The sequence below is a fragment of the Streptomyces abyssalis genome, assembly GCF_001751365.1.
Lineage (GTDB): Bacteria > Actinomycetota > Actinomycetes > Streptomycetales > Streptomycetaceae > Streptomyces > Streptomyces abyssalis.
This window is the reverse complement of record NZ_LJGT01000038.1, coordinates 938,225-962,396: the sequence shown is the minus strand read 5'-3', so window position 1 is coordinate 962,396 and position 24,172 is coordinate 938,225. Positions and strand designations below refer to the sequence as shown.

Annotated in this window: 20 protein-coding genes and 1 pseudogene; 10 read left to right on the top strand and 11 right to left on the bottom strand. The window is 71.5% G+C overall.

The window, feature by feature from the left end:
• Positions 1-204: 204 nt before the first annotated feature.
• The 4 genes from AN215_RS11495 to AN215_RS11480 form a co-directional block, all read right to left on the bottom strand.
• Complete coding sequence (locus AN215_RS11495; protein ID WP_070009029.1) at positions 205-606, bottom strand: DNA-binding protein; 402 nt, start codon at positions 604-606, stop codon at positions 205-207.
• Positions 603-860 carry a type II toxin-antitoxin system CcdA family antitoxin gene (locus AN215_RS11490; protein WP_070009028.1) on the bottom strand — a complete coding sequence of 86 codons (258 nt, stop codon included), beginning with the start codon at positions 858-860 and terminating at the stop codon, positions 603-605. Before AN215_RS11490 ends, AN215_RS11495 begins: the two co-directional genes overlap by 4 nt.
• A gap of 67 nt (positions 861-927) precedes the next feature.
• Positions 928-1,731: a putative hydro-lyase gene (locus AN215_RS11485; protein WP_070036286.1), complete on the bottom strand. Its 804-nt coding sequence runs from the start codon at positions 1,729-1,731 to the stop codon at positions 928-930.
• Between the two features lie 183 nt (positions 1,732-1,914).
• Positions 1,915-3,255, bottom strand: coding sequence for an MFS transporter (locus AN215_RS11480; RefSeq protein ID WP_079122900.1), 1,341 nt, complete (start codon positions 3,253-3,255; stop codon positions 1,915-1,917).
• Positions 3,256-3,643: 388 nt separating this feature from the next.
• On the opposite strand from AN215_RS11480, the pseudogene AN215_RS11475 reads away from it, so the two are divergent.
• A pseudogene (locus tag AN215_RS11475) lies at positions 3,644-4,333 on the top strand (GntR family transcriptional regulator); the annotation flags it as partial.
• A gap of 74 nt (positions 4,334-4,407) precedes the next feature.
• On the opposite strand, the gene AN215_RS11470 reads toward AN215_RS11475, so the two are convergent.
• The gene (locus AN215_RS11470; protein ID WP_070009026.1) at positions 4,408-5,148 is read right to left on the bottom strand and encodes a DUF2848 domain-containing protein; all 741 of its coding nucleotides are present in this window, start codon (positions 5,146-5,148) and stop codon (positions 4,408-4,410) included.
• Positions 5,149-5,398: 250 nt separating this feature from the next.
• On the opposite strand from AN215_RS11470, the gene AN215_RS11465 reads away from it, so the two are divergent.
• Together AN215_RS11465 and AN215_RS11460 are read left to right on the top strand one after the other, a co-directional pair.
• Positions 5,399-6,766, top strand: coding sequence for an MFS transporter (locus tag AN215_RS11465; protein WP_070009493.1), 1,368 nt, complete (start codon positions 5,399-5,401; stop codon positions 6,764-6,766).
• 67 nt (positions 6,767-6,833) lie between these two features.
• Positions 6,834-7,637, top strand: a complete 804-nt coding sequence (locus AN215_RS11460; RefSeq protein WP_070009025.1) for a carbon-nitrogen hydrolase family protein — start codon at positions 6,834-6,836, stop codon at positions 7,635-7,637.
• A 110-nt stretch (positions 7,638-7,747) separates the two neighbouring features.
• On the opposite strand, the gene AN215_RS11455 is transcribed toward AN215_RS11460, so the two are convergent.
• Positions 7,748-8,374 carry a GntR family transcriptional regulator gene (locus tag AN215_RS11455; protein ID WP_070009492.1) on the bottom strand — a complete coding sequence of 209 codons (627 nt, stop codon included), beginning with the start codon at positions 8,372-8,374 and terminating at the stop codon, positions 7,748-7,750.
• A 641-nt stretch (positions 8,375-9,015) separates the two neighbouring features.
• Between AN215_RS11455 and AN215_RS11450 the strand changes: the two genes are divergently transcribed.
• The 5 genes from AN215_RS11450 (at position 9,016) to AN215_RS11430 (ending at position 13,731) form a co-directional block, all read left to right on the top strand.
• Positions 9,016-10,224 carry an NHL repeat-containing protein gene (locus AN215_RS11450; protein ID WP_216093790.1) on the top strand — a complete coding sequence of 403 codons (1,209 nt, stop codon included), beginning with the start codon at positions 9,016-9,018 and terminating at the stop codon, positions 10,222-10,224.
• A 197-nt stretch (positions 10,225-10,421) separates the two neighbouring features.
• Positions 10,422-11,177 carry a flavodoxin family protein gene (locus tag AN215_RS11445; protein ID WP_070009023.1) on the top strand — a complete coding sequence of 252 codons (756 nt, stop codon included), beginning with the start codon at positions 10,422-10,424 and terminating at the stop codon, positions 11,175-11,177.
• A gap of 139 nt (positions 11,178-11,316) precedes the next feature.
• Positions 11,317-11,799, top strand: coding sequence for a VOC family protein (locus tag AN215_RS11440; protein ID WP_070009022.1), 483 nt, complete (start codon positions 11,317-11,319; stop codon positions 11,797-11,799).
• A gap of 19 nt (positions 11,800-11,818) precedes the next feature.
• Positions 11,819-12,589 carry an SDR family NAD(P)-dependent oxidoreductase gene (locus tag AN215_RS11435; RefSeq protein ID WP_070009021.1) on the top strand — a complete coding sequence of 257 codons (771 nt, stop codon included), beginning with the start codon at positions 11,819-11,821 and terminating at the stop codon, positions 12,587-12,589.
• A gap of 185 nt (positions 12,590-12,774) precedes the next feature.
• Complete coding sequence (locus AN215_RS11430; protein ID WP_070009020.1) at positions 12,775-13,731, top strand: DUF3048 domain-containing protein; 957 nt, start codon at positions 12,775-12,777, stop codon at positions 13,729-13,731.
• A gap of 35 nt (positions 13,732-13,766) precedes the next feature.
• On the opposite strand, the gene AN215_RS11425 is transcribed toward AN215_RS11430, so the two are convergent.
• The 5 genes from AN215_RS11425 to AN215_RS11405 form a co-directional block, all read right to left on the bottom strand.
• Positions 13,767-14,705, bottom strand: a complete 939-nt coding sequence (locus AN215_RS11425; protein ID WP_070009019.1) for an alpha/beta fold hydrolase — start codon at positions 14,703-14,705, stop codon at positions 13,767-13,769.
• 130 nt (positions 14,706-14,835) lie between these two features.
• Entirely contained in the window at positions 14,836-16,581 is a 1,746-nt protein-coding gene (locus AN215_RS11420; RefSeq protein ID WP_070009018.1) for a class I adenylate-forming enzyme family protein, read from the bottom strand.
• Positions 16,582-16,779: 198 nt separating this feature from the next.
• Positions 16,780-18,846 (bottom strand): alkaline phosphatase family protein, encoded by a 2,067-nt coding sequence (locus AN215_RS11415; protein WP_070009017.1) that lies wholly within the window; start codon positions 18,844-18,846, stop codon positions 16,780-16,782.
• Between the two features lie 161 nt (positions 18,847-19,007).
• Positions 19,008-19,991 carry a dihydrodipicolinate synthase family protein gene (locus AN215_RS11410; RefSeq protein WP_070009016.1) on the bottom strand — a complete coding sequence of 328 codons (984 nt, stop codon included), beginning with the start codon at positions 19,989-19,991 and terminating at the stop codon, positions 19,008-19,010.
• Positions 19,988-21,502 carry an MFS transporter gene (locus tag AN215_RS11405; RefSeq protein WP_070009491.1) on the bottom strand — a complete coding sequence of 505 codons (1,515 nt, stop codon included), beginning with the start codon at positions 21,500-21,502 and terminating at the stop codon, positions 19,988-19,990. The genes AN215_RS11410 and AN215_RS11405 overlap by 4 nt, the downstream gene beginning before the upstream one ends.
• 244 nt (positions 21,503-21,746) lie before the next feature.
• Here AN215_RS11405 and AN215_RS11400 point away from each other — a divergent pair, with 244 nt between their 5' ends.
• Both AN215_RS11400 and AN215_RS11395 read left to right on the top strand, forming a co-directional pair.
• Positions 21,747-22,550, top strand: a complete 804-nt coding sequence (locus tag AN215_RS11400) for a FadR/GntR family transcriptional regulator (protein ID WP_245694399.1) — start codon at positions 21,747-21,749, stop codon at positions 22,548-22,550.
• Between the two features lie 176 nt (positions 22,551-22,726).
• Positions 22,727-24,112, top strand: coding sequence for an MFS transporter (locus tag AN215_RS11395; RefSeq protein WP_070009015.1), 1,386 nt, complete (start codon positions 22,727-22,729; stop codon positions 24,110-24,112).
• Positions 24,113-24,172: the final 60 nt, after the last annotated feature.

Here is a 24,172-nt window from a genome sequence, read left to right as displayed (position 1 = left end):
CCTTTCTCGACGTCGTGCTCCGGCTCCGGACGGGAATGCGGCTCCCGACGGGGACGCGGTCCGGCTTCCGTGAGGAGGGGTGGCCGACTCCTTCCCGCATGGGGGGTGGCCTACCGGACCGCCTGCCGGTTCTCGTGCCGGGAGGGCCTTCGCGGTGCTGCGGCCTGCCCAGCTGGACGTCACGAACGACCTGCGGTCCCCCGGTCACAGACCGATGAGACGCACCCGGTCACCGCAGAGCTTGGTCGTGTCGTCGATGTCGGAGGTCACGATCGCCACCGGCCCCGGTTGGCGCAGCGCGGCCTCGGCCACGGTGGCGTCGATCGCGTACTTGTGGCCGACCAGACCCGCCGCCTTGAGCAGCGCCGCTGCTTCCTTTGCCGCGTGCTGTGTGACGGGCTCGACCTTCACGCGGGAGAGAGTCCAGTTCAGGCGTGGGACGTTCACCCGTGCGTGGCTCACTTCCACGATCGTGTTGGCGCCGATGACGAGATCGGCGCCCATCTCGTGGAAGACGGCGAGCATCGCGAGGAACTTGCGGTCCTGAGCGACCCAGGCGGACAACCCTTCGGCATCCAGAACAACGGTTTCGACGTGCTGGTTCACGCGGCGTCGGGGTGATCGGTGGCGGCGTCCCGGCCGGGCTCGCCGAAGATTCTGCCGCGGGCTTCCGCCAGTTCCTCATCCGTGAACGCGCCGTGCTCTTCCTGGTGGCGCAGCAGTTCCTCGCCGATGAGCTCGTGTCTGATCCTGCGAGCGACTGCATCAGCCACATAGCCGGAGACGTTGTCCGTCAGCTTCCTCAGTTCGTCGACCTGCTCTGCGGGCAGGGTGACGGTGATACGGGTCGTCTTGGACATGAGCCAAGCATACCGCGGTATGCGCCGACCGTCCCGGAGCTCGGCCGGAGCATCCACGACTGCGCGCTCACGCCACCAGGTACTCCTCGTCGCGCACGTCCGTGACGAACATCCGGCCCGGCGCATGGGTGATCGCGAAGGGCGGGCGGGAGGCCGTCACGGCGGCCTGCGGGGTCACGCCGCAGGCCCAGAAGACGGGCACGTCGCCCGGGTGGAGCCCGGTGCGGTCGCCGAAGTCGGGCTCGTCGAGATCCGCTATGCCGATGACGGAGGGGTCGCCGTGGTGCACCGGGGCGCCGTGTACGGCGGGCATGCGGCCCGTCACCCGTACCGCGGTCTCCACCAGGTCCTCCGGCACGGGCCGCATCGAGACGACCATCGGCCCGCGCATGCCGCCCGCGGGACGGCACGGGCGGTCCGTGACGTACATGGCGACGTTGCGGCCCTGCTCGATGTGGCGCAGCGGGACGCCGGCCTCGCCGAGCGCCCACTCGAAGGTGAAGCTGCACCCGATCAGGAAGCTCACCATGTCCTCGCGCCACAGGCCGCTGACGTCGGCGGGCTCGTCGACCGGTTCGCCGTGCTCCCAGACGCGGTACGCCGGCAGGTCGGTGCGCAGGTCCGCCTCCGGGGCGAGCACGGTCGAGGTCGCGCCGGGGTCCGTCACGTCCAGCACGGGGCACGGCTTGGGGTTGCGCTGGCAGAAGAGCAGTACGTCGTAGGCCCAGTCGCGCGGTACGGAGACGAGGTTGGCCTGGGTATATCCGGGGGCCTTGCCGCTGGTGGGGCTTCTGTCGCCGCCACGGACCGCCGCCCGGACCGCTTCGGGGCCGGCCGGGGTGGCCGAAGTGCCGTGCGTCGTACGGGGCATGGCGTGTGACCTTTCGTGGGCTGCGGAGGTCCGGCGGTGGGGCGGTCCGGCGGTGGAGCGGTCCGGCGATGTGCGCAACGGTGTGCCGAACGGTGTGCGGAACAGGGTCCGGGCGGGGCGCGGCGGGCGCGGCCGGGGGCGGCGGTGCGGCGGTTGCCGCGCCCGGCCGTGCGGACCGGTGTCTCAGACCAGCGCCCGCCCCCGCGTCTCCGGCAGCCCCAGCAGCGCCACCAGGGCCAGCCCGTACCCGGCCGCCCCGAAGATGAGCGCACCGCTGACGCCCCAGCTGTTGGCGAGGAAGCCGACCAGCGTGGGGAAGAAGGCGCCCACGGCGCGGCCCGTGTTGTAGACGAAGCCCTGCCCCGTGCCGCGTACGGCCGTCGGGTACAGCTCGCTCAGGAAGGAGCCGAACCCGCTGAAGATGGCCGACATGCAGAACCCGAGCGGGAATCCGAGCAGCAGCACGAGCGTGTTGGAGCCGGTCGGGACGTTGGTGTAGGCGACGACCGAGACCGCCGAGAGGACGGCGAACACGGCCACGTTGCGTTTCCGGCCGAGCTTGTCGGTGAGATAGCCGCCCGTCAGGTAGCCGATGAAGGCGCCCGAGATCAGGAATGTGAGGAATCCGCCGGTGCCGACGACGCTCAGCCCGCGGTCCGTCTTGAGGTAGCTGGGCACCCAGGTGGCGAGCGTGTAGTAGCCGCCCTGCACACCGGTGGAGAGCAGCACGCCGAAGATCGTGGTGCGCCGCAGGTCGCCCTTGAAGATCGCGGCGAACGATCCCTTCTCGCGGCTGTTCTTGCGCTGCTCGGCGGCCTGGGGGGCGTCGCTGACGTTCCGGCGTACGTAGAGGATCAGCAGCGCCGGGAGGGCGCCGGTCCAGAACAGCACGCGCCAGGCGGTCGATTCGTCGAAGAGCTCGAAGACGGCGGTGTAGACGATGACCGCCAGCGCCCACCCCACGGCCCACGAGCTCTGGATGACACCGAGGGTGCGCCCGCGGTTCTTCGCGGTGGCGTACTCGGCGACGAGGATCGCGCCGACCGCCCACTCGCCGCCGAAGCCGAGCCCTTGCAGTCCGCGGAAGACCAGCAGGGTCTCGTAGTTGGGGGCGAAGCCGCAGAGCAGGGTGAAGAGCGCGTAGGTGACGACGGTGAGGATCAGCGTCCGCGTCCGCCCGATGCGGTCGGCCAGGATGCCCGCGAGCGCGCCGCCGAGTGCGGAGACGACCAGGGTGACGGTGGTGAGCAGCCCGGTCTCGCCCGGGTTGAGGCTGAAGTACGCGCCGATGGCGACCATGCCCAGCGGCAGCGTGAAGAAGTCGTAGGAGTCGAGCGCGTAGCCGCCGAACGCGCCGGCGAAGGCGCGGCGCCCGGACGCGCCGAGCTCCCGGAACCAGGCGAACGGGCCGCCGGGCTGCCCGCCGCCGGCCCCGGCGTCGTTTCCGCCGTCCCGGCCTTGCACCGGGGCGTGCTCGGTCGCGGTGCCCTCCTGTGGGGCACTCGGATTCGGGTCGCTGTTCATGTGCACCTCGCAGAGGGAGAGGGTGCCGCCGGGGAACGGGGCCGGACGGTGGTGCCGGGCCGATGTCCGGGATAACGTAGAGGATCGTTGAACGATCCTTCAAGGGGTTCGTAGCGATGTATGCGCGCGACGTGGCGCCGACGGGCGCCCTTCATCGCGGGGGAGCGAGCCGGAGACAGGACCCGGAGACAGGAATCGGAGAGCAGGAACCGGAGACACGAGGGGGCACCAGTTGGGGACGACCGACCCGGAGCCGGCACGACTGCCCGCCGTGCAGTCCGCGCCCGCGCTGCCGCCTGCCACGCCGTCCACGCCGTCCACGCCGTCCGCCGCACCGTCGACGCCGCCTGCCGCACGCGCTGCCGCACCCTCTGACGCCACGGCCGCCGTGCCCCCTCCGCAGGGCGAACTCGCGGGCGACCGTGCGCTGCTGAACCGTACGAGCACCTCCGAACGCGTCGCCGACGTGCTGCGCAGCCGGATCGCGGAGGGGTTCTTCCCGCCGGGGGCGCGGCTGTCGGAGGGGAACATCGGCGGGGCGCTCGGCGTCTCACGCAACACGCTGCGCGAGTCGTTCCGGCTGCTCACCCATGAGCGGCTGCTGGAGCACCAGCTCAACCGGGGGGTCTTCGTCCGTGTCCTCACGGTCGAGGACGTCCTCGACATCTACCGGATGCGGAGACACGTCGAGTGCGGAGTCGTGCGGCAACTGGCGGCCGAAGGCCCGCCGTTCGCGCTGGACGCCCTGGCCGCGACCGTCGCGTCGGGGCAGGCGGCCGCGCGGGAGTGGCGATGGAAGGACCTGGCCACCGCGAACATCCACTTCCACAGCGAGCTGGTCGCGCTCGGCCGCAGTCCCCGCACTGACGAGGTCATGCGCAGCGTGCTCGCCGAACTACGGCTGGCACTGCACGTCATGGACAGCCCGCGCCGCCTCCACGAGCCCTATCTGGCGCGCAACCGGGACATCCTCGGGGCCCTGCGCTCGGGGGACGCGGCGGAGGCGGAGCGGATGCTGCGGGAGTACCTGGAGGACTCCCGCAGACAGATCGTCGCCGCGTACGCACAGCGCCTCGGCGGGCAGGACGGCCACCGTGGGGAGGGCCGCCACGGGGACGGCCACCGCGGGGAGGGCCGCCGTGGCGAAGGTGCTCAGCCGATGGGCTCCGGCATGGGCACCACGTGGTAGGCCAGGGAGATCTCGTCGCCCGTCGCCGGGTCCGCGAGCTGCACACGCCAGTGCGCGGCGAACTGGTCGACGCCCTGCAGCATCGGGATCGTGCCGGAGATGAGCACCGTGCCGGGCTCCAGCTCGCCCCGCTCGCGCAGCACCTCCGCCCAGTGGTGCGGGGTGAGCAGTTCGGCGGCGGTGCCGTCCTGGATCAGCTGCTCGCCGCTGCCGCCGGCTCCGCTGCCGCCGGCCCCGCTCCCGCCCGCGCCGGAGTCGCCGTCTCCACCGCTCACCCAGGCCCGCAGCGTCAGCGTGTCCAGGCGGCCTGCGACGTCGTCGAGGCGCCATGCGCTCGTGGCGAGCACGTCGGGGGCGGCGTTCTTGCTCCAGGCCACGCCGTACGTCTCCAGCTCGCGGTCGGTGTGGTCGCACGCGGCCGTCAGCAGCAGCTCCCCGGTGTCGTCGACGACGAGCGCCCATTCGGCCTCGCCCGAGGTCTTGCGGTGCTGAACCGGGACCTCCGCGGTCTGCTGCGCGAGATAGGGCGAGACGGGGTAGAGCGCGGGGGTCGTGGAGGGGGCCGGTACGCCGAGCTCGGCGAGTTCCGCGACGTGTGCGGCCACGTCCTCCTGGCTGCGGCCCGCATACCCGGCGTTGAGCAGACGCTTCACGGTCACGGTGCGCCTGGTTCCGTCAGGCAGCGTGAAGGAGAGGCCGGTCATGGGGATTCCTCCAGGTCGAGCTTGATTTCACAGGGGTAAATTCCGCGCTCCGAGGGTTGCGCATACGAGCTGTATACAGCAAGTATGCCCCCGTACCAAAAAGGCACCCGACCGTGAGGAAGCCCCCGTGGACCACAACACGTCGCACCAGGCGGCAGCGGAGGAAGCCCGGCCGCCGCACCGCGGCCCGGGCGATCCGGCCGGGCCCGGCGGCCCAGGCGGCACGAGCAGCAGGCAGCGCAAGGACCTGATCAAGGCGTTCACCGCGAGCCTCACCGGCACCTCGCTCGAGTGGTACGACTTCGCCGTCTACTCGGCGGCCTCCGCGCTCGTCTTCGGCAAGCTCTTCTTCCCCGGCGGCGACCCGCTCACCGGCACGCTGCTCGCCTTCTCCACGTACGCCGTCGGTTACGTCTCCCGCCCCCTCGGCGGCTTCGTCTTCGGACGCCTCGGCGACGTCATCGGCCGCAAGCGCGTCCTCGTCGCCACCCTCGTACTCGTCGGCGTCGCCACGTTCCTCATCGGCTGTCTTCCCACCCACGCCGTCGCCGGCCCCGTCGCCCCCGCACTGCTGGTCCTGCTGCGCTTCGCCCAGGGCGTGGGCGTGGGCGGCGAGTGGGGTGGTGCCGTGCTGCTCACCAGCGAGTTCGGCAACACGAGGCAGCGCGGGTTCTGGGCGTCCGCGGCGCAGGTCGGGCCGCCCGTCGGCAACCTCATGGCCAACGGCGCCCTGGCCGCGCTCGGCGCGATGCTGACGGAGGAGCAGTTCCTCTCCTTCGGCTGGCGCATCGCCTTCCTGCTCTCCGGCGTGCTGGTCGCCTTCGGCCTCTGGGTGCGTACGCATCTGGAGGAGACGCCCGTCTTCAAGGCCGTCGAGGCGAACGACGAACGCCCCGAGGCGCCGATCCGCGAGGTGTTCGCCACGCAGCGCAGGCCGCTGATCGCCGCGATCCTCTCCCGGGTCGCGCCCGACGTCCTGTACGCGATGTTCACGGTCTTCGTGCTGACGTACGTGACCCAGGAGCTCGGCATGCCGCAGGGCCAGGCCCTCACGGCCGTGCTCGTCGGCTCCGGTCTGCAGATCTTCCTCATCCCGCTCGCCGGCGCGCTCTCCGACCGCTGGAACCGCCGGCGCCTGTACCTGGGGGCGGCCGTCGCCGCCGGCGTATGGCCCTTCGTCTTCTTCCCGCTCGCCGAGACGCGCTCGTGGCTGCTGATCGTGCTGGGCGTCATCGGCGCGCTCGTCATCCACTCGATGCTGTACGGGCCGCAAGCGGCGTTCGTGGCCGAGCAGTTCAGCCCTCGGCTGCGCTACACCGGCTCCTCCCTGGCGTACACACTGGCCGGAGTCATCGGCGGAGCCGTCGCACCCCTGGTCTTCACGGCGCTGCTCGGCGAGTTCGGCACCTGGCTGCCGCTCGCGGGGTACATCGTGCTCACCGCTGTGCTTACGGTGGCGGGAGTGCTGCTGGGCCGCGACGCCGACCACACGGAGGACGAGGAGTACATCAAGCTCCTCGGTCCCGGTGGCGGCACCCATGGCGAAGGCGGCGGCGACCGGACGGCGGGCGCGGGAGCGGACGCGGAGTCCTCGCCGTACGCCGCGAAGTCGCGGTGACGGCGAGCCGGTCCGCCGGCGTGCCCGACCTGCTCGACGTGCCCGATCTGCGGAAAGGAGACAGGCAGTGACGACGCTCCGCACGGCGCTGTGCCAGTTCACCGCCTCCACCGACCCCGAGGAGAACCTGCGCACCATCGACGAGATGGCCGCGCGGGCAGCCGGTGAGGGCGCCGCGCTGGCGGTCTTCCCGGAGGCGGCGATGGCCCGGTTCGGCATCAAGCTCGCGCCCGTGGCGCAGCCGCTGGACGGGCCGTGGGCCGACGGGGTGCGCGAGAGCGCCCGCCGCCACGGACTCACCCTGGTGGCAGGGATGTTCACGCCGTCCCCCGACGGCCGCGTCACCAACACCCTGCTGGCCACCGGCCCGGACGTGGACACCGCGTACGACAAGATCCATCTGTACGACGCCTTCGGCTTCTCCGAGTCGGACACCGTGGCACCGGGCGAGAAGGTCGTCACCGTCGACGTCGCGGGTGTCCGGGTGGGCCTCGCGACCTGCTACGACATCCGCTTCCCCGAACTCTTCCGCGCGCACGCCGATGAGGGCGCGGCGCTGACCGTACTGCCCGCGTCGTGGGGCGCGGGCCCCGCCAAGCTGGACCACTGGCGGCTGCTCACCAGGGCCCGCGCGCTGGACGCCACGCTCTGGGTGGCCGCTGTCGGCCAGGCCCCGCCCGGCCCGGACGCGGACATCCGGCGGCCCACGAAGGCACCCACCGGCATCGGGCACAGCGTGCTGATCGGCCCTGAAGGAAGCGTGCGGGCGGAGGCCGGGGAGACACCCGAGATGCTCGTGGCCGACGTGGACGCGGACGAGGTCGCCGAGGTCCGCAAGGCGGTGGCCGTCCTGGAGAACCGCAGGCTCTGACGATGCGGACGGCGTGCGCGCCCACCCTTCCCCGGCGGGCGCGCGCGGCGGCCGGCCCCCGGCGGGCGCCCCTCGCGCGGGCACCAGGTGCGCGGGCGGCCCGCGTCCGGTCAGCCCTCGGTGAGGATGCGACGGGTGGCCGCGATGTGGTCGTCGATCGCGGCGCAGGCGACATCCGCCCGCTCGGCCGCCAGCGCCGTGACGATGTGCCGGTGTTCGACGCAGACCTCGTCCTGTCGCCCGGCCGAGCGGTAGAGAGCGCTGACGCCGGCCCGGACCTGACGGCTGCGCAGCGCCTCGTACTGCTTCGTCATCAGCTTGTTGCCGGCGGCGGCGATGAGCGTGGCGTGGAAGCGGTGGTCGGCCTCGATGAACTCCTTGGCCCTCTCGCCGCCGCGCAGTTTCTCCTGCTCCTGGAGGATCCGGTCCATCTCGGCGACGGGAGCGGTGCCCATGTCGACGGTGCGGCGGGCCGCGTAGCGCTCCAGCAGGGCGCGCATCTCCATCAGTTCGCTGATCTCGCGGCCGGAGAGCGGTGCGATGTAGGCGCCGCGCTTCGGGACGAGGCTGACGAGTTCCTCGGCGGCGAGCAGCAGCAGCGCCTCGCGGATGGGAGTGCGGGAGATGCCGACGCGGTCGGCGATCGTCTGTTCGGAGAGGAACTCGCCCTGCATGGCGGGATCGGTGAGCACCGTCTCCTTGAGGAACGTGTACGCCTTCTCACGTCCGGATGTCACAGCCAGCCTCCCCGTCAGGTCGCGTCCGGGTTCGCCCCGGAGGGCGCTGCCGTGCCGCACCGACGTCCGTCGCGCTCTTGCGTGCGTGCCCCGTACCAGCTCTTGCATACAGTCTGTATACGGACTACACACCATCACTCCGCGCTTGTCCAGTCCGTCCCCGGTCACAGCGCCGCACGTCCCGCGTCCCGTCCTTCGGGTGGCGGGCGGCACCGTCTGGCGTGGTGCGAAGGCGACGCGGAAGTGGCTTCCTAGTCTCGCCGCTGACGGACCGAACCGCGTTCCGCGGCTCCGGGCGACCGGGATGCGGCACGTGGTGACGGCCAGTCACGTCAACGGCGCTCCCTTCGTCCTCCATGCGACGCGGGCGCGTACGCCATCCTCGCGGGCCGAAACGGCGCAGGCCGACGGCCCAGAACAGGTGGGTGTCCATGAACCGCTACTCACTTCCCGGGCGTTCCGCCGAGCCGGATCCAGAGCGTTCCCCCGGGCCGCGTCCACAACAGCCGTCCCAGCTGTCCCAGACGTCCCAGACGTCCCCGTCCTCCGTGCCGTCCCCGTCTCCGTCGTCCCGAGCGGGGCAGCCGTCATGGCGCAAGCGCCTCACCTGGCGGTCCGGTTCGTGGCGCCGTGCGGCGGCCGTGACGGGAATCCTCATGCTGTGCACGGCCGGGCTGGCCTCCGCCACCCCTTCGGCCTTCGCGGAGCCCGGCACCGGTGCCGGGGAGTCCGGGTCCCGCCGCGCGTCCCTCTACATCAGCGAGTACATCCCCGCGAACGAGGTCCAGAAGCTCCGGCTTCCCGACGGACCCCAGACGACGGTGCCGGCCACGGGCCTGAACGGTCCGAGCTACATGGAACTCGACCGCGCCGGCGCTCTGTACATCGCCGACACCATCAACAGCAGGATCGTGAAGGTCTCCGCCGACGGTGAGCAGACGACCGTCCCGACCGAGGGCCTGGACCGTCCGCTCGGGCTGGCGCTCAGCCGGGCCGGAGACCTCTACATCGCCGACAGCCGCAACGACCGGGTGGTGAAGGTGCCCGTCGGGGGCGGAGAGCAGACCACCGTCCCCACCTCCGGCCTCACGCACCCCCAGGGCCTGGCGCTGGACGAGAGGAAGAACGAGCTCTACATCGCCGACTTCGTCAACGACCGCGTGGTGAAGGTGCCGACCGCGGGCGGCGGCGGGCAGACGACGGTGCCCACCACCGGTCTCTCCCAGCCGACGGGCCTCGCACTCGACGCCCGCGCCGAACGGCTCTACATCTCCGACTCGGGCAACAACCGGGTGCTGCGGGTGCCGACGCGTGGCGGCGGACAGACGACCGTTCCGACCACCGGCCTGTCGAGCCCCTCCGGGCTGACCCTCGACCGCAGGAACAACCTCTACATCGCCGACAGCCTCAACGACCGGGTGGTGCGGGTGCCCGCCCGCGGCGGGCCGCAGACCGTCGTCCCCTTCACCGACCTCACCGCTCCCGTGGACCCGGTGATCCAGGAGGCCGTACGCACCAGGCTGGAGGCCCGTACCGCAACCGCGGAACGCCACTTCGGCCCGCCCGCGCTGAAGGTACGCGGACTGTCCGCCAAGCTGACCCGGGCCGGCGGCAAGCCGCTCGCAGGCGAGACGGTCCGGTTCGGCAACGCGTCGCAGACCAGACAGCTCTGCCGGGCGGTCACCGACGCGCGGGGAACGGCCCGCTGCACCGCGAACGTCCATGGCAGCCGGCAGCAGATCGACCGCCTCTACCGCGATCTGCTGCACAACGGCTACCGCGCCTCCTTCTCCGGGACCGCCGCGTACGAATCCAGTGCCGACTCCGCCCGGGTACGTCCGCGGCACTGACCTGAGGTCCACCGGCGGACATCGGCAACACCGGAGACACCGGAGACACCGGAGACACCGGAGACACCGGCAGACGCAGGGGGCCGCGGCGCACCGCCGGGTGCGGCCGCGCGCCGCGGCCCTCGCCGTGCCGTCGCCCGCCTGCCGTCGACGGTCACACCGCCGCCCGCCGCCCGCCGCCCCGCGAAGGAGCGCAAGTGAACGCGTCCGCCGCCCCCGGGGAAGCACCCCGGCCCAAGGAACCGCCGCCCGCGCGCTACGACGACCTGCGCGCCCTGATCTTCAACTGCACCCTCAAACGCTCGCCGGAGCGGAGCAACACCGAAGGTCTCATCGAGCGCTGCGCCGGCATCATGACCGGGGAGGGCGTGCGCGTCGACGTGGTCAGAGCCGTCGACCACGACATCGCGACGGGCGTCTGGCCGGACATGACCGAGCACGGCTGGCAGAGCGACGCGTGGCCCGGACTGTACGAGCAGGTCCTGGCCTCGGACGTCCTCATCCTGGCCGGTCCCATCTGGCTGGGTGACAACAGCTCCGTGACCAAGCGCGTCATCGAGCGCCTCTACGCCTGCTCCAGCCTCCTCAACGACCGCGGCCAGTACTCGTACTACGGGCGCGTCGGCGGCTGCCTCATCACCGGGAACGAGGACGGAGTCAAACACTGTGCGATGAACGTCCTCTACAGCCTTCAGCACCTCGGCTACACGATCCCGCCGCAGGCCGACGCCGGGTGGATCGGCGAGGCCGGGCCCGGGCCCTCCTATCTGGACCCCGGCTCGGGCGGCCCGGAGAACAGCTTCACCAACCGCAACGTCACCTTCATGACGTGGAACCTGCTGCACCTGGCCCGGATGCTGAAGGACGCGGGCGGCGTTCCCGCGTACGGGAACCAGCGCACCGCCTGGGACGCCGGCTGCCGGCACGACCACGAGAACCCCGAGCACAGGTGACGGGGTCCGGCGACGAGCACAGGTGACGGGTCCGGCGACCAGCACAGGCGAGGCAGGCGGCCGGTTCACCCGTATGCGATGACTTCTCCGCCCGCGTCCGGTCCGTACAGGCAGAGACATCCGACTGCGGGAGGCAGCGATGACGGTCGACGGGTTCACCACCTGCCTGTGGTTCGACGGGCAGGCCGAGGAAGCGGCGGAGTACTACGTATCCGTGTTCAAGAACTCCAAGCTCGGCAGGATCGTGCGCTACACCGATGCCGGGCCCGGGCCCGCGGGGTCGGTCGTGACGGCCGAGTTCGAGATCAACGGCCAGCGGTTCGTGGGAGTGAACGGCGGGCCGCAGTTCACGTTCAACGAGGCCGTCTCCTTCCAGATCGACTGCGAGGACCAGGAGGAGGTCGACCATTACTGGAACCGGTTCGTGGACGACGGCGGCGAAGGCGTCGCGTGCGGCTGGCTGAAGGACAAGTTCGGGGTCTCCTGGCAGGTCGTGCCCACGGAGCTCGTCGGCATGATCAGCGACCCCGACTCGGAGAGGGCCAAGCGGGCCACGGAGGCGATGCTCAAGATGACGAAGCTCGACCTCGACGTCCTGCGCAAGGCCTACGCGGGAGACTGAGCACAGGGCAGGGGCCTGGATGGACAGGGTTGTGATCGTCAGCGGCGGCGGTACGGGCATCGGCCGTGCCGCCGCCCGCCGTTTCGCGGAGGACGGCGACCGCGTGCTGCTCGTGGGGCGCCGCGAGGCGGTGCTCCGGCAGACCGCGGAGGAGCTCACGGCCGAAGGCGCGGTACGGGGCGGGATCGGGACGCTCGCCGCCGACCTCACCGGGCCCGAGGGGGCGCAGCGCGTACGCGACGAGGCCGGCGCCCGCTACGGCCGCGTTGACGTGCTGGTGGGCAGCGCCGGCGGCAACGTGAAGTACGCCTCGGGCGGGAAGGAGCCGCCGGGCGGGCTCGCGGGCGTCGCATGGCAGTGGCGGTCGGACTTCGAGTCCAACGTGCTCACGGCAGTGCTCCTCGCCGAAGCCCTCACCGACCTCCTTCAGGCGCCGGGCCGCCGGGTCGTGCTGCTCAGCTCCATCGCGGCCTACCGCGGCTCCGGTACGGGCTCGTACGCCGCGTCGAAGGCGGCGCTGCACCCGTACGTGTACGAGCTGGCGGGCAGGCTGGGCCCGCACGGGGCGACGGTGAACGCGGTGGCGCCCGGCTTCGTCGAGGCGACCGGGTTCTTCGGCGGCCGGATGCCGCAGGAACGGCGGGAGGCGCTCGCCGCACAGACGGTCACCGGCCGTACGGGAACGCCCGAGGACGTCGCGGAGACGGTCTTCTGGCTTGCCTCGCCGGGCGCGGCGCAGGTGACCGGCCAGATCGTGCAGATCAACGGCGGTGCGCGGTACGGCAATTGACGCCGCGTCCGGGCGGGCGGCGGCCACCGTCCGCCCGGTCCGCCGGGTCGGCCAGCCATCGGCCCGAGGGTGCCCCGACCCGCCCGGGCGCCCATCCGGACATTTATTCAGCGCCGCATGCCGTGGGCGCCCGCCTTCGGGGAACGCTCACCTCACCCGGGAGCGCAATGAGGGAGGCGGGCGCCATGGAGTGGACGGGATCGCGCCGGACGGTGCTGCTGACGGCGGGGCTGTCGCTGCTGACGGCCGCCTGCAACGGCAACGGTGACGGGGGCGGAGGCGGCGGGGGTGGAGGCGACGGCGACGGGGAGCGCTCGCCGTTCACGGGCCGGGTGGGCGCCGGCGAGAAGGTGCTCGCCGTGAAGATCGACAACGTCGAGGCCGCCCGGCCGCACACCGGCCTGCAGAAGGCGGACATCGTCTACATCGAGCAGGTCGAGGCCGGTCTCACCCGCATAGTGGCCGTCTTCGCCTCCAGCCTTCCCTCGCTCGTCGGCCCGGTGCGCAGCGCCCGCGAGTCCGACCTGGAGCTGCTGCGCCAGTTCGACCATCCGGGCCTCGCCTACTCCGGCGCCTCCTCCGAGGTGCGGCTCAAGGTGGAGTCCGCGCCGCTGGCCGCGCTGTTCCCGGGGCGTGTACGGGAGGCGTACGTACGGAAAGGGGACAGACCCGCTCCCCACAACCTCTATCTGCGCCCGGGCCGTGCCCTGGACTCGGACGCCGCCTCCGACGTCGGGGCGCCCGGCGACATCGGCTTCCGCTTCGGGTCCGCGCCGGCCGGCGGGCGGAAGACGCGGGGGCGCACCGTCGAATTCCAGGCAGCGCGGTACTCCTTCGACTGGTCGGCGGAGAAGAAGCGCTGGCTGGTCTCGATGGACGGCCGGCCGGCCAGTACGACGGACGCCGGGCGGCTGGAGGCCGCCACGGTGGTGGTCCAGTACGTGCAGATCAGCGACAGCGCCTCCCCGCTCACCGAGACGGTGGGCTCGGGGCGTGCCCTGGTGCTCCGGGACGGCAAGGAGTACGAGGCCCGCTGGAAGCGTCCGTCGGAGAGCGACGGCACGGAGTTCACGGACGCCGACGGCAAGCGGCTGCCCTTCGCGCGCGGGCAGGTGTGGGTGGCGCTGGCTCCGGACGACTGAGCGCCCGAGACCTCCGCCCCCGTCCGTCCCGGCGCTCACCGGTCCGTCCGCCCCGTGGAGTCGATGCCGAGGAAGGCGCACGTCGCCTCGTACGCCGATCCGCCGCCCATCGAGAGCGGCAGCAGATGCCAGCCCTCTTCGACGATGTGCAGCCGCGCGTCCGGGATGGTGGCGGCGGAGTGGCGCGCGTGCGCGGGGTCGACGTCCCCGTCGTGGCTCCCGTGGAGGACGAGGGTGGGGCAGCGGACGCCGGCGGTGAGTGAATCGTCGAGCGCGGCCCAACGGCGCAGGTCGTTCTCCGAACCCGCGGCACGGTCCTCGTACGGAGTGATCAGGTCCGTGACGGCCTGCAGAATCGTGCGGCGCCCGCTGTCGGCGAGTATCCACTCGACGACCTGCCGCCTTCTCCGGCGGTCGAGCGTCGATTCCTGGCGGACGAACCCCGCCGCGTACGCGCGTGGCCGGCGGCGTGCGAAACGCGTGGTCAGCCACGCGCCGCGGGGCGTGAGGAAGAGCGCCCTGGCCAGGGGCGAGATCTTCGGTGCGTAGCGTCGGCTCACGGCCGACTCCAGCACCAGGCCCCGCGTCATCGCGGGATGCCGGCGTGCGAACTCGATGGCCATGGGCCCGCCGCCACTGATCCCGTAGGCCACCGCGGCCGGGACGCCGAGTTCGTCGAGCAGCGCGGCCGCGGCGTCGGCCTGCTCGGCGAAGCTGCTTCCGGTCGTCAGGGGCGTACGCAGATATCCCGGCCGGGACCACCCGATGACGCGGCATCCCGCTGCGGCGAGCGGGGAGAGAAGCCGGGTCTGGTCGTGGCCGGCGAGGCCGCCGGGGAAGAACAGGACCGGCAGGCCCGAGTACGGGCCGAGTTCGGCGTACTCGACGGTTCCGGCGCGAGTGGTGACGAGGGTGCCGCCGGAGCTGAGTTCGGCACGTCTGCGGGAGGCGAAGCTCTTGTAGCCACGGGACATGGGAAGCCCTCCAACCGGGACCGGCATTGGACAATCGTCTTGGGCGAGTGACCAAAAGCTAGCACGCCACGGGTGCACCGCGGCATGGCCGGGTCGCGGAGGTTCTCTCAGGCCGTGGGGCTGGGGCGCACTACCGGGTGTCCGGCCGCAGTTCGCGGCGGAGGATCTTGCCGGTTGAGGTCTTGGGCAGCTCGTCGAGGAAGACGACCGACCTGGGGTACTTGTACGCCGCCATCCGCTCCCGGCAGTAGGCGATCAGACCCGCTTCGGTGACGGGTTCCCGTTCCCCGTCCGTGTCCGTGGCCCCTCCCGGGCCCGTGCCCGTTCCCGGTGCCGGCTGCCGGTGGTCCGGGTCCTTGAGGGAGACGAACGCCTTCACCGTCTCGCCGCGGTACTCGTCCGGTACGCCGACCACCGCCGCCTCGCGCACCGCCGGATGCCCGTAAAGGACGTCCTCGACCTCACGCGGCCAGACCTTGTAGCCCGCCGCGTTGATCATGTCCTTCTTGCGGTCGACGAGGTAGAACCAGCCCTGCTCGTCCATGAACCCCACGTCGCCGGTGCGCAGTTCACCGCCCGGAAGGGACTCGGCGGTCGCCTCGGGCCTGCCCCAGTAGCCGGGCACCACCTGCGGCCCGTAGGTGGCGATCTCGCCGGTCTCGCCGACCGGCACCTCCTCGCCGCCGTCGTCGAGGATGCGTACGACGGTGTCGAAGACCGGAACTCCCACCGACAGCGCACCGGTTGCCGGGTCCACGGGTGCCTCCGTGTGCAACGGGACGGCGTGGGAAGGGGAGTTGGTCTCGGTCAGGCCGTAGCAGTTGTGGATGTACAGCCCCGTGACCTCCCTGATCCGTGCGATGACGGCGGGAGCCACCGGCGCACCTCCGGAGTACACGACGCGCAGCGACGAGAAGTCCTCCGAAGCTGCGCCGGGGGCCGCCGAGAGGCTGATGAACACGGTGATCGCCCCGACGGTGAAGGTCGGCCTGTGCTCGCGGAGCGCGTCGAGCACCACTCCCGGGTCGAAGCGGTGGGCGAGCACCAGCGGGCAGGGCAGCAGCAGCGCGAGCGTGAGATGCCCGACGAGGCCGGTGATGTGGAAGAGCGGGGCGACGCCGAGGACGGAGTCGTCGGGCGTCAGGCCCATCCACTCCCGGTAGGTGCAGGTGTTGAAGACCATTCCGGCGTGGGTGTTCATGGCGCCCTTGGGCACGCCGGTCGTGCCGGAGGTGTAGGTGAGTACGGCGACGTCGTCCGGGGCCGGTGTGTGCGGTTCGGGCGTGCGTCCCGCGTACTCCCGGACGAGGGTGAGCAGGTCGAGCGTCCCGGCGGGGCGGCCGGTCGCCCTGGTGGCGTCCGGGTCGGGGAAGAGCCGCGGATCGTCGCGCGTCTGCCAGTCCAGCGGCGAGCAGGTGACGACGGTGCCGACGTTCGTGCCTCCGGAGGCGATCACGTCGCGGGCCACGCTCTCGTACAGCTCGTCCAGGCAGAGCAGAGCCGTCGCGCCCGAGTCGGCGAGCAGGTACGTCACCTCGCGGGCCTTGTTCATCGGGTTGACGGCGACCGCGCTGCCGCCCGCCTTCCAGGCGGCGATCAGGCCTACGACGAAGGCGGGGTTGTTCTGCACGTACACCGCGAGCCGGTCCCCGGGCAGGAAACCGTGACCGGCGAGGGCCACGGCGAGTGCGTCGGAGGCGGCGTCCAGATCGGCGAGGGTGAGCACGCCGTCGAAGTAGCGGATCGCCTCGGTGCCGGGTGCGCGTTCGACAGACGCCCTGAACATCTCCAGCAGCGTGCCGTGCACGGGGACGATGCCGGCCGGGGTTCCGGGCGGGTAGAGGTCCAGCCACGGCCGCTCCGCGTAGGCGCTCATCCGCTTGTCCGGCGCGGCGCCTGCCCGGTCATCGGTTCACGTCCAGGTCCTCCTCGCACGCACGGGCGCACGGCCTCGGGGAAGCCGCCCGCCGGGCACCCGCGCGGGCCGCCCCGACGGAAGTGCACGCCACTGTGGACGAAGGCGTCCCGGCCGGTCAACGGGGCCGGGCCGGGGCCCGCCGATGTGCACAGTGCCCTACGGGGACCCGGGTGCCGCCCCCGACCTGGACTTGGCCCCCGACCCGGACTTGGCCCCCGACCCGGACTTGGCCCCCGACCCGGACTTGGACTCGGACCCGGTGTCGGGCTCCGATCCGTACGCCGTCAGGAAGCGGTCGCGGAACTTGTCCATCCGCCAGACCGGCGCCTTCGGACCCGGCTTGAGGCCCTCGTCCCATCCCCAGTCCGAGACCTTGTCCATCACCTTCTTGTCGCGGGCGACGATCGAGATGGGCACGTCCTTGTTCTTCCAGCCGTCGGTGACCGTCGGTACGGGCTGGTGGTCGCCCAGCATCACGAGCACGGTGTCCTCGTCGCCGTACTTCTCCACGTACTCCGTGAGGCTCTGGACCGAGTACTCGATGGCCTTCCGGTACTGCGCGCGCACCCGGTGCGGGTCCTTCCACACCTCGGTGGGCCGTGCGCCCGCGTCGTGGATCGGCTTGTAGACGGAGCCGTCGCCCAGCTTGTTCCACGGGAGCATCTTCGGCAGCGGCGACCAGGGGTTGTGGCTGGAGGCGAGGATGATCGTCGCCATCAGGGGCTTGCCGTCCGCCTTCGCCTTGCTGTGCTCCAGGCGCTCGAAGGACTTCAGGCTGAACTGGTCGGGCACGGGCGACCAGCTGAAGTACGGGCCCTCATAGCCGAGTTCACGGGAGTCGTAGATGTGGTCCATGCCGTAGAACTTGCCCTCGGGCCAGGACCGCCTGACGCCCGGCATGATGCCGACCATCCGGTAGTCGCCCGTCCTGCGGAAGGCCCGGGTGATGGTCAGGCGGTCGCTGGACATGACGCTGCGGTACCGCTGCTCGTTCGCGACCCACAGCCCGGACATCAGCGTGGAGTGGCCCATCCAGCTGCCGGCGCCGGAGATGGGCGAGGTGAGCCAGCCGCTCCTGGAGGAGAAGCCCGCCTCGTTCAGGGCGTCCGTCCGCTCGGAGAGCACTTGGTTGACGCCGGGGGCCATCTCGGGGTCCTCGACGGCGCTGCGGCCGTAGCTCTCGACGAAGGCGAAGACGACGTTCTTGCCGCGCAGATCCGGCACGAGCTTCTTGCCGGGGGTCTCGTCGAACTTGTCGACGCGGGCCACCTTCTCGAAGGCCTTCCCGTCCGCCATGCCGGCCCTGACTGCGTCCACGCGGTTCTGCACCAGGAGAGCCGTGCTCCTGGAGGCGACGTCCACATCGGCCTTCCCCGTCTGCACACCGAAGACCGCGCAGACGATCCAGACCGTCCCGACGGCGAGGACGGTACGGGTCGTCACCGCCCGGTGCTCGGCCATGATGCGGCTCAGACGCCTGACCGCCAGCGCCATGAAGACGACCAGGACGAGCGCGAGGACCACGACGCCGATCAGGGCCAGGACGGTGCCGGCCGGGCCGACGGAGTCCTTGAGGAAGGACTGGGCGTCGTCGAAGAGGATCCAGTCCAGTACGAGGTCGAAGGGGCGGGCGAGCACCGAGTAGAAGCCCATGTCCAGGAACTTCAGGATGGTCACCAGGCCGAGCCCGGTGCCCGCGAGGACGGCCGTCCAGCGCCTCGCCCGCGGCGGCAGTACGAGCAGCACGACCGTGCCGAATATCGCCTCCACGGGTATGCGTATGAAGGCGCTGGGCGTGAGGCGCGGGATCGCGTTCGGCAGCAGGAGGGCGAGGAGCACGAGGGCGGAGGCCAGCACGGTCGTCGTGCCCGCGGCGATGCGGGCGGCTGTGGCCCGTCCGGCGCGCGGGCCTTCGTCGTCCGCGCCCTTGCCTTCGCCGCCGTTCTCACCGGCGGCGTCGCCGGGCCCCGCGGGGGCGTCCGGGCCGCCGGGGTCCTCGGAGGTGCCGGCGCCTTCCCGTGCGTGCGTGCCGGTCCCGTCCGTGACCTCGTCCGTGGCGGTCCTGTCCGTGACCTCGTCCGTGCCGGTCCCGTCCGTCACCTCGTCCGTGCCGGTCCCGTCCGTGGACGTGGCGGAGCTGGGGCCGTTCCCGGGGTTCGTGCCCTTCTCTGTGTGTTTGTCCTTGTTCCTCTGCTGCCAGAGGGAACGCGTGAAGAGCGACAACCCGAAGGTCCTTCCGTGCGTGGCGCGGTGGTGTCACGGCGGACCAGTGATCACGGACCGGCCGCGCGGGAAGCGTACGCCGCGAAGGGTGCCCTGGCAGGGCGGTTTTGCCAGCCCGATAAACAAGCCCCGGTGCCGTACCCGTACTCGTCGGCATCAGGTCATCGGGAAGGCAGCGGCGGCGGGGGAAGCGGCGGAAGCAGCCCGGCCGTGCCGAGGACCGCCTTGACGGCCTCCACGTCGTCGCCGTCGAGGGCGCCGAAGGGTTCGGGCAGCTGGTTGTGCGCGATGACCCCCTGCAGCATGAGCGCCGTCTTGAAGGAGCCGACGCCCGCACCCCAGCCGGTGACGGACCCGGCGACGCGGGTGATCTCGAAGAGGGCGGCGAGACGGTCCTGTTCGCGGCGTACGGCCGCCCAGTCACCGTCGCGGAAGGCCGCGTGCATGCGTACGTACCCGTCCGGGTCGACGTTCGCCAGGCCCGGCACGACACCGTCCGCGCCCGCCAGATACGCCCCGTCGACGACGACTTCGTGCCCGGTGAAGAGGGTGAGCGGCCCGCCCTCGGCACGGTTGTGCAGCGCGAGCCGCCGGAACGCGACGTCGTCGCCCGAGGAGTCCTTCACGCCGGCGAGCGCGCCGCTGAGCCCCAGCTCGACGAGCATGCCGGGGTCGAGCTTGGTGTGCACGCAGAGCGGGATGTCGTACGCGTACACGGGGACGTCCGCCCGCTCGCCGATGGTCTCGAAGTGGCGCCTGATCTGCGGTGCGTGGGTGACGGCGTAGAACGGCGCGGTGGCGACCACCCCGTCCGCGCCGGCCTCCTGCGCGGCTTCGAGCTGCCGGAGCACCCGGTCCGTCTGGGTGTCGATGACGCCGGCGAGAACCGGCACGCGTCCCGCCGTGACGCGCACGGCCTCCTCGATGACGCGGACCCGCAACTCGTCGGTGCAGAAAGCGGCTTCGCCCGTCGAGCCGAGCACGAACACCCCGTCGACGCCGGCCGCGAGGAGCCGGCCGATCAGCCGCTCGAACGAGGGGACGTCGAACTCGCGGTCCTCGGTGAGGGGTGTGACGACGGGCGGCACCACGCCGCCGCTCGCGGTGCGTGTGCCTGTCTGCGGAGATGACCGAGATGCGTTCATGAAGGCATTCCTTCCCTGCCCGCGCCGGGCACCGCCGGCGCGGGGACCTGCGGAACGACGTCCAGGGCATCCGTGTCCCACACATGCCCGGGGGCGACGAGCCGCTGTGCGCGCAGCGGCGCGTTAACCGCGACGAGGACGATCACGACGGCGGTCAGCCCGAACGAGAGCACCGCGAGCGCCGTCCCCAGCGGCATCGTCTGCGCGAGCGCCGCACCGAGCACGGGTGCCACAGCACCGCCCAGCGCGCCCACGTTGTAGGTGAACCCGAGTCCCGCCGCACGCTGCTCCACCCTGAAATAGCCCCCTATCCACTTCGGCAGCAGCCCTGAGATGCCCTGCCCGAAGACCTGCTGCAGGAAGAGGAGCGCCCCGAGCAGGACCAGGGACCGCTCCCCGACGAGGAAGACCGGGAAGACGAGCACCTGCGAGACGACGAGGGCCGTCCAGTACGCCCTGCGGGTGCCGAGACGGTCGCCCAGGAAGCCCCCGAGCACGCAGCCGGCCGCCGCGCCGAAGCCGGAGAAGAAGAGCAGGTCCGCGACGTGTCCGGGGTCGAGCCCGAGATCGGACTTGAGATACGTGGGCAGCAGCGCCTGGATGGGCCACGAGTACAGGAAGGCCGCGAAGACGACGATCATCAGCGTGACGCCCGTGGGCCATCGCCGTCCGGAGAACTGGACCATGAAGCAGACGAAGACCACGGTGACCACGAGCGCCAGCGCCGTCACCGGCAGCGCGCCGTGTACGAGCCCGGCGAAGACGAGCAGCAGGGCGCCGAACGCCACGAGCGTCAGCACGATGTTCACCGCGCCGGTCCGTGCCCCCGCGCTCCGGTAGAGGACGCGGAACATGTCGGGCGGCCCTCCCCCGGCGCTTCCCGCCCTGCGGGCGTCGCGGGCCCGTTGCCAGTCCCCGGACTCGGGCAGTGCGCGCCGCAGCCACAGCGCGACCACGATCGGCACGAGGCCGACGGCGAAGAGCGCACGCCACCCGAACTCCGGCACGACGAACCGGTAGACCTGTGCGCACAGCGCGGCTCCGATGGCGAATCCGCTGATCAGGAAGCCGGATGCCTTGTTGCGGAGGTGCTCGGGCCACGACTCGATGACGTACGTCGCACTCGATCCGTACTCCCCGGCCATGCCCAGGCCGATCAGCAGCCGTGCCGCGAAGAGCACCCAGTACGCGGGCGCCACCGCGCACAGCGCGGAACCGGTGGAGAACAGGACGATGCTCACGACCATGGCGTTCCTGCGCCCGAAGCGGTCGGCGAAGGCGCCGAGCGCCAGGCCGCCGAACCACCGGGATATGAACGCGGCGGAGACCAGTGCCGCGGCCGTCACGCCGGAGAGGCCGAACTCGTCGGTCACCTCGGTGAGGACGAGAGTGATGATCACGAAGTCGAAGCCGTCGAGCAGATAGCCGAGCCAGGCCGCGGTGAAGGCCCGCCACTGCGACCGGGATATCTCGCGGTACCAGGCGGTGCCTTTGCTCTTGCCGGTCGTCATGATCCCCCACATCGGACGTCGGATGTCTGATGTCCTGACGCTAGGGCCGGGCCGTCGAGGGCGGCAAGACCCCTTCCGGCCTTCCGGCCTTCCGGCCTTCCGGCGGTTCCGGCTTCAGGCCCGCCCGGCCGCCCGTACGCCCGTACGCCCGTACGCCCATCCACGCGGACATAGGATGTCCGACGTCGGGACTCACACCTCCGGGCGACAGCGAAGTCGCTCCTGACACGGGAAGGGCCCCCGGATGCCGCCGAAGAAGCTGCCTGCCGAGTACGGACCCGCCCCCCTCGGTGAGCCCGCCGGCCCGGGCCGCGGAGGCGCGGCCCGTCTCCACCCCCTCGGCGCCCCGCGTGCCCCGGAGATGTCCGTGGTGGACCGGATCAAGGAGTACATCCTGCTGGGGCGTCTCGCCCCGGGCGACCCGATGCCCACCGAGAACGAGCTGAGCGAGCAGCTCGACGTGAGCAGGTCGCGCATCCGCGAGGCGATGAAGACGCTCTCCGCGCTCGACATCGTCGAGGTCCGGCACGGATACGGCACCTACGTGGGGCGTCTCAGCCTCACGGCGATGGTCGAGTCGCTCGCCTTCCGGGGGCTGCTCAACGCACACGACGACCAGGACGTCATGGCCGATCTCATCGACGTACGGCAGCTGATCGAGACCGCCCTGGCGGAGCTGATCATCGAGCGCGCGACGCCCGAAGTGATGGCTGCGATGCGGCAGTTGACCGGCACGATGCACGAGAAGGCCGAGATCGGAAGGGAATTCCTCGACGAGGACCGGGAGTTCCACATGCTCCTCATGCAGACGACCGGCAACGCGCTGGCCGTTCAGCTCACCGGCGCCTTCTGGGACGTCCACTCCATCGCCCTCGGCGCGCTGCCCGGCAGGACGGATCTCGCGCAGACCGCGGACGTGCACGTCGCCGTGCTCGACGCGATCGGGGCGTCGGACGGGGCGCTCCTGCGCGACGCGATCGTCAGGCATTACGCGCCGATCCGGGAGCGCATCGGCCGGAGGACCCCGCCTGGCGCGACGGGGAAGTGAAACGGGGGAGTGAACAGGCAGGCGTGAACGGGCCGATCGCGCGGGCGGCACCCGGCCGCGCGTGCCGGGTCGCGGCCCGGGCAGGCGCACTCCCTTGACAGCGGACCCGGATGGCTCGAACCTTCCGGCATCTCTCGTTCAGTGGATCACTGGCCAGTCCACCCTGAGGAGCCGCCATGACCACGCCCACGTCCACGCCCGCGGGTGAGCCGCAGACGATACGCAGCCAGCGACGCCGCGCGGTGGTCGCCAGCACGGTCGGCACGGCCATCGAGTGGTACGACTTCTTCCTCTACGGCACCGCCGCGGCCCTGGTCTTCCCGCAACTCTTCTTCCCCGGCCACTCCACGTACGTCGGTGTGCTCGCCGCCTTCGGCACGCAGTTCGTGGGCTTCGCCGCGCGCCCCATCGGCGCCGCGATATTCGGCCACCTCGGAGACCGGGTCGGGCGCAAGTCGACCCTCGTGATGACGCTCATGCTGATGGGCGTCAGCACCTTCCTCATCGGGCTGCTGCCCACGTACGCCTCGATCGGCTTCGCTGCCCCCGTGCTCCTGGTGCTCCTCCGCATCGTCCAGGGCATCGGCGTGGGCGGCGAGTGGGGCGGCTCGGTCCTGCTGTCGATGGAGTGGGGCTCCAAGCGCCGCCGCGGGCTGATGGCGAGCTGGCCGCAGCTGGGCGTCCCACTGGGGCTGCTCGCGTCGACGGGCATGGTCCAGCTGATGAGTTCCGCCTCGGGCGACGGCTTCGAGAGCTGGGGCTGGCGCGTGCCGTTCCTGGCCAGCTTCGTGCTGATAGGCATCGGCATGTACGTACGGCTGCGCGTGCTGGAGAGCCCCGCCTTCCAGGAGGTGAAGAAGGACCGCGAGGTCGTGCGCATGCCCGTCGTCAGCGTGCTGCGCGAGCAGCCCCGCGAGGTCATCACCTCCGCCTTCGTGCGCCTCTCCGAGCAGGCCCCCTTCTACCTCTTCATCACCTTCATCCTGACCTACGGGACGAAGGAAGTGGGCCTGTCCAAGGAGGAGTTGCTCAACGACACCCTCATCGCCGCGGCCGTCGGCCTGGTCAGCGTTCCGCTGTGGGGGTACATATCCGACCTCATCGGACGACGTCTCACGTACGGGATCGGCATCGCCTGCGTCGGCGCCTTCGCGTTCCCGTACTTCGCGATGATCGACACCGGCAGCTCGGGGCTGGTGATGGCCGCCATCGTGCTGTCGCTGTTCTTCCACGACATCCAGTACGGGCCGCAGGCCGCGCTGATCGCCGAGAGCTTCGGGGCGAACGTCCGCTACAGCGGCGCCGGTCTCGGCTATCAGCTCGCCTCGGTCATCGCGGGCGGACCGGCGCCGCTCATCGCCGCGGCGATCCTGGAGAACACCGGCTCCAGCACCGGGATCAGCTGGTACATGGTCGGCTGCTGCGTGCTCGCCATGGCCGCGCTGTTGCTCATGCCGCGCGGCGGTGCCGAGCCCGGCACGTCGCTCAGCGACAAGCCGGCAGCGTCGGGCAAGGCGGACGCATCGGGCAAGGCGGACGCGGCCACGACCGACAAGGGCTGACCCGCGACCGAGAAGGGCTGACCCCGGCAGGGAAGGGCTGAGCACCCCCGGCCGGGGCGG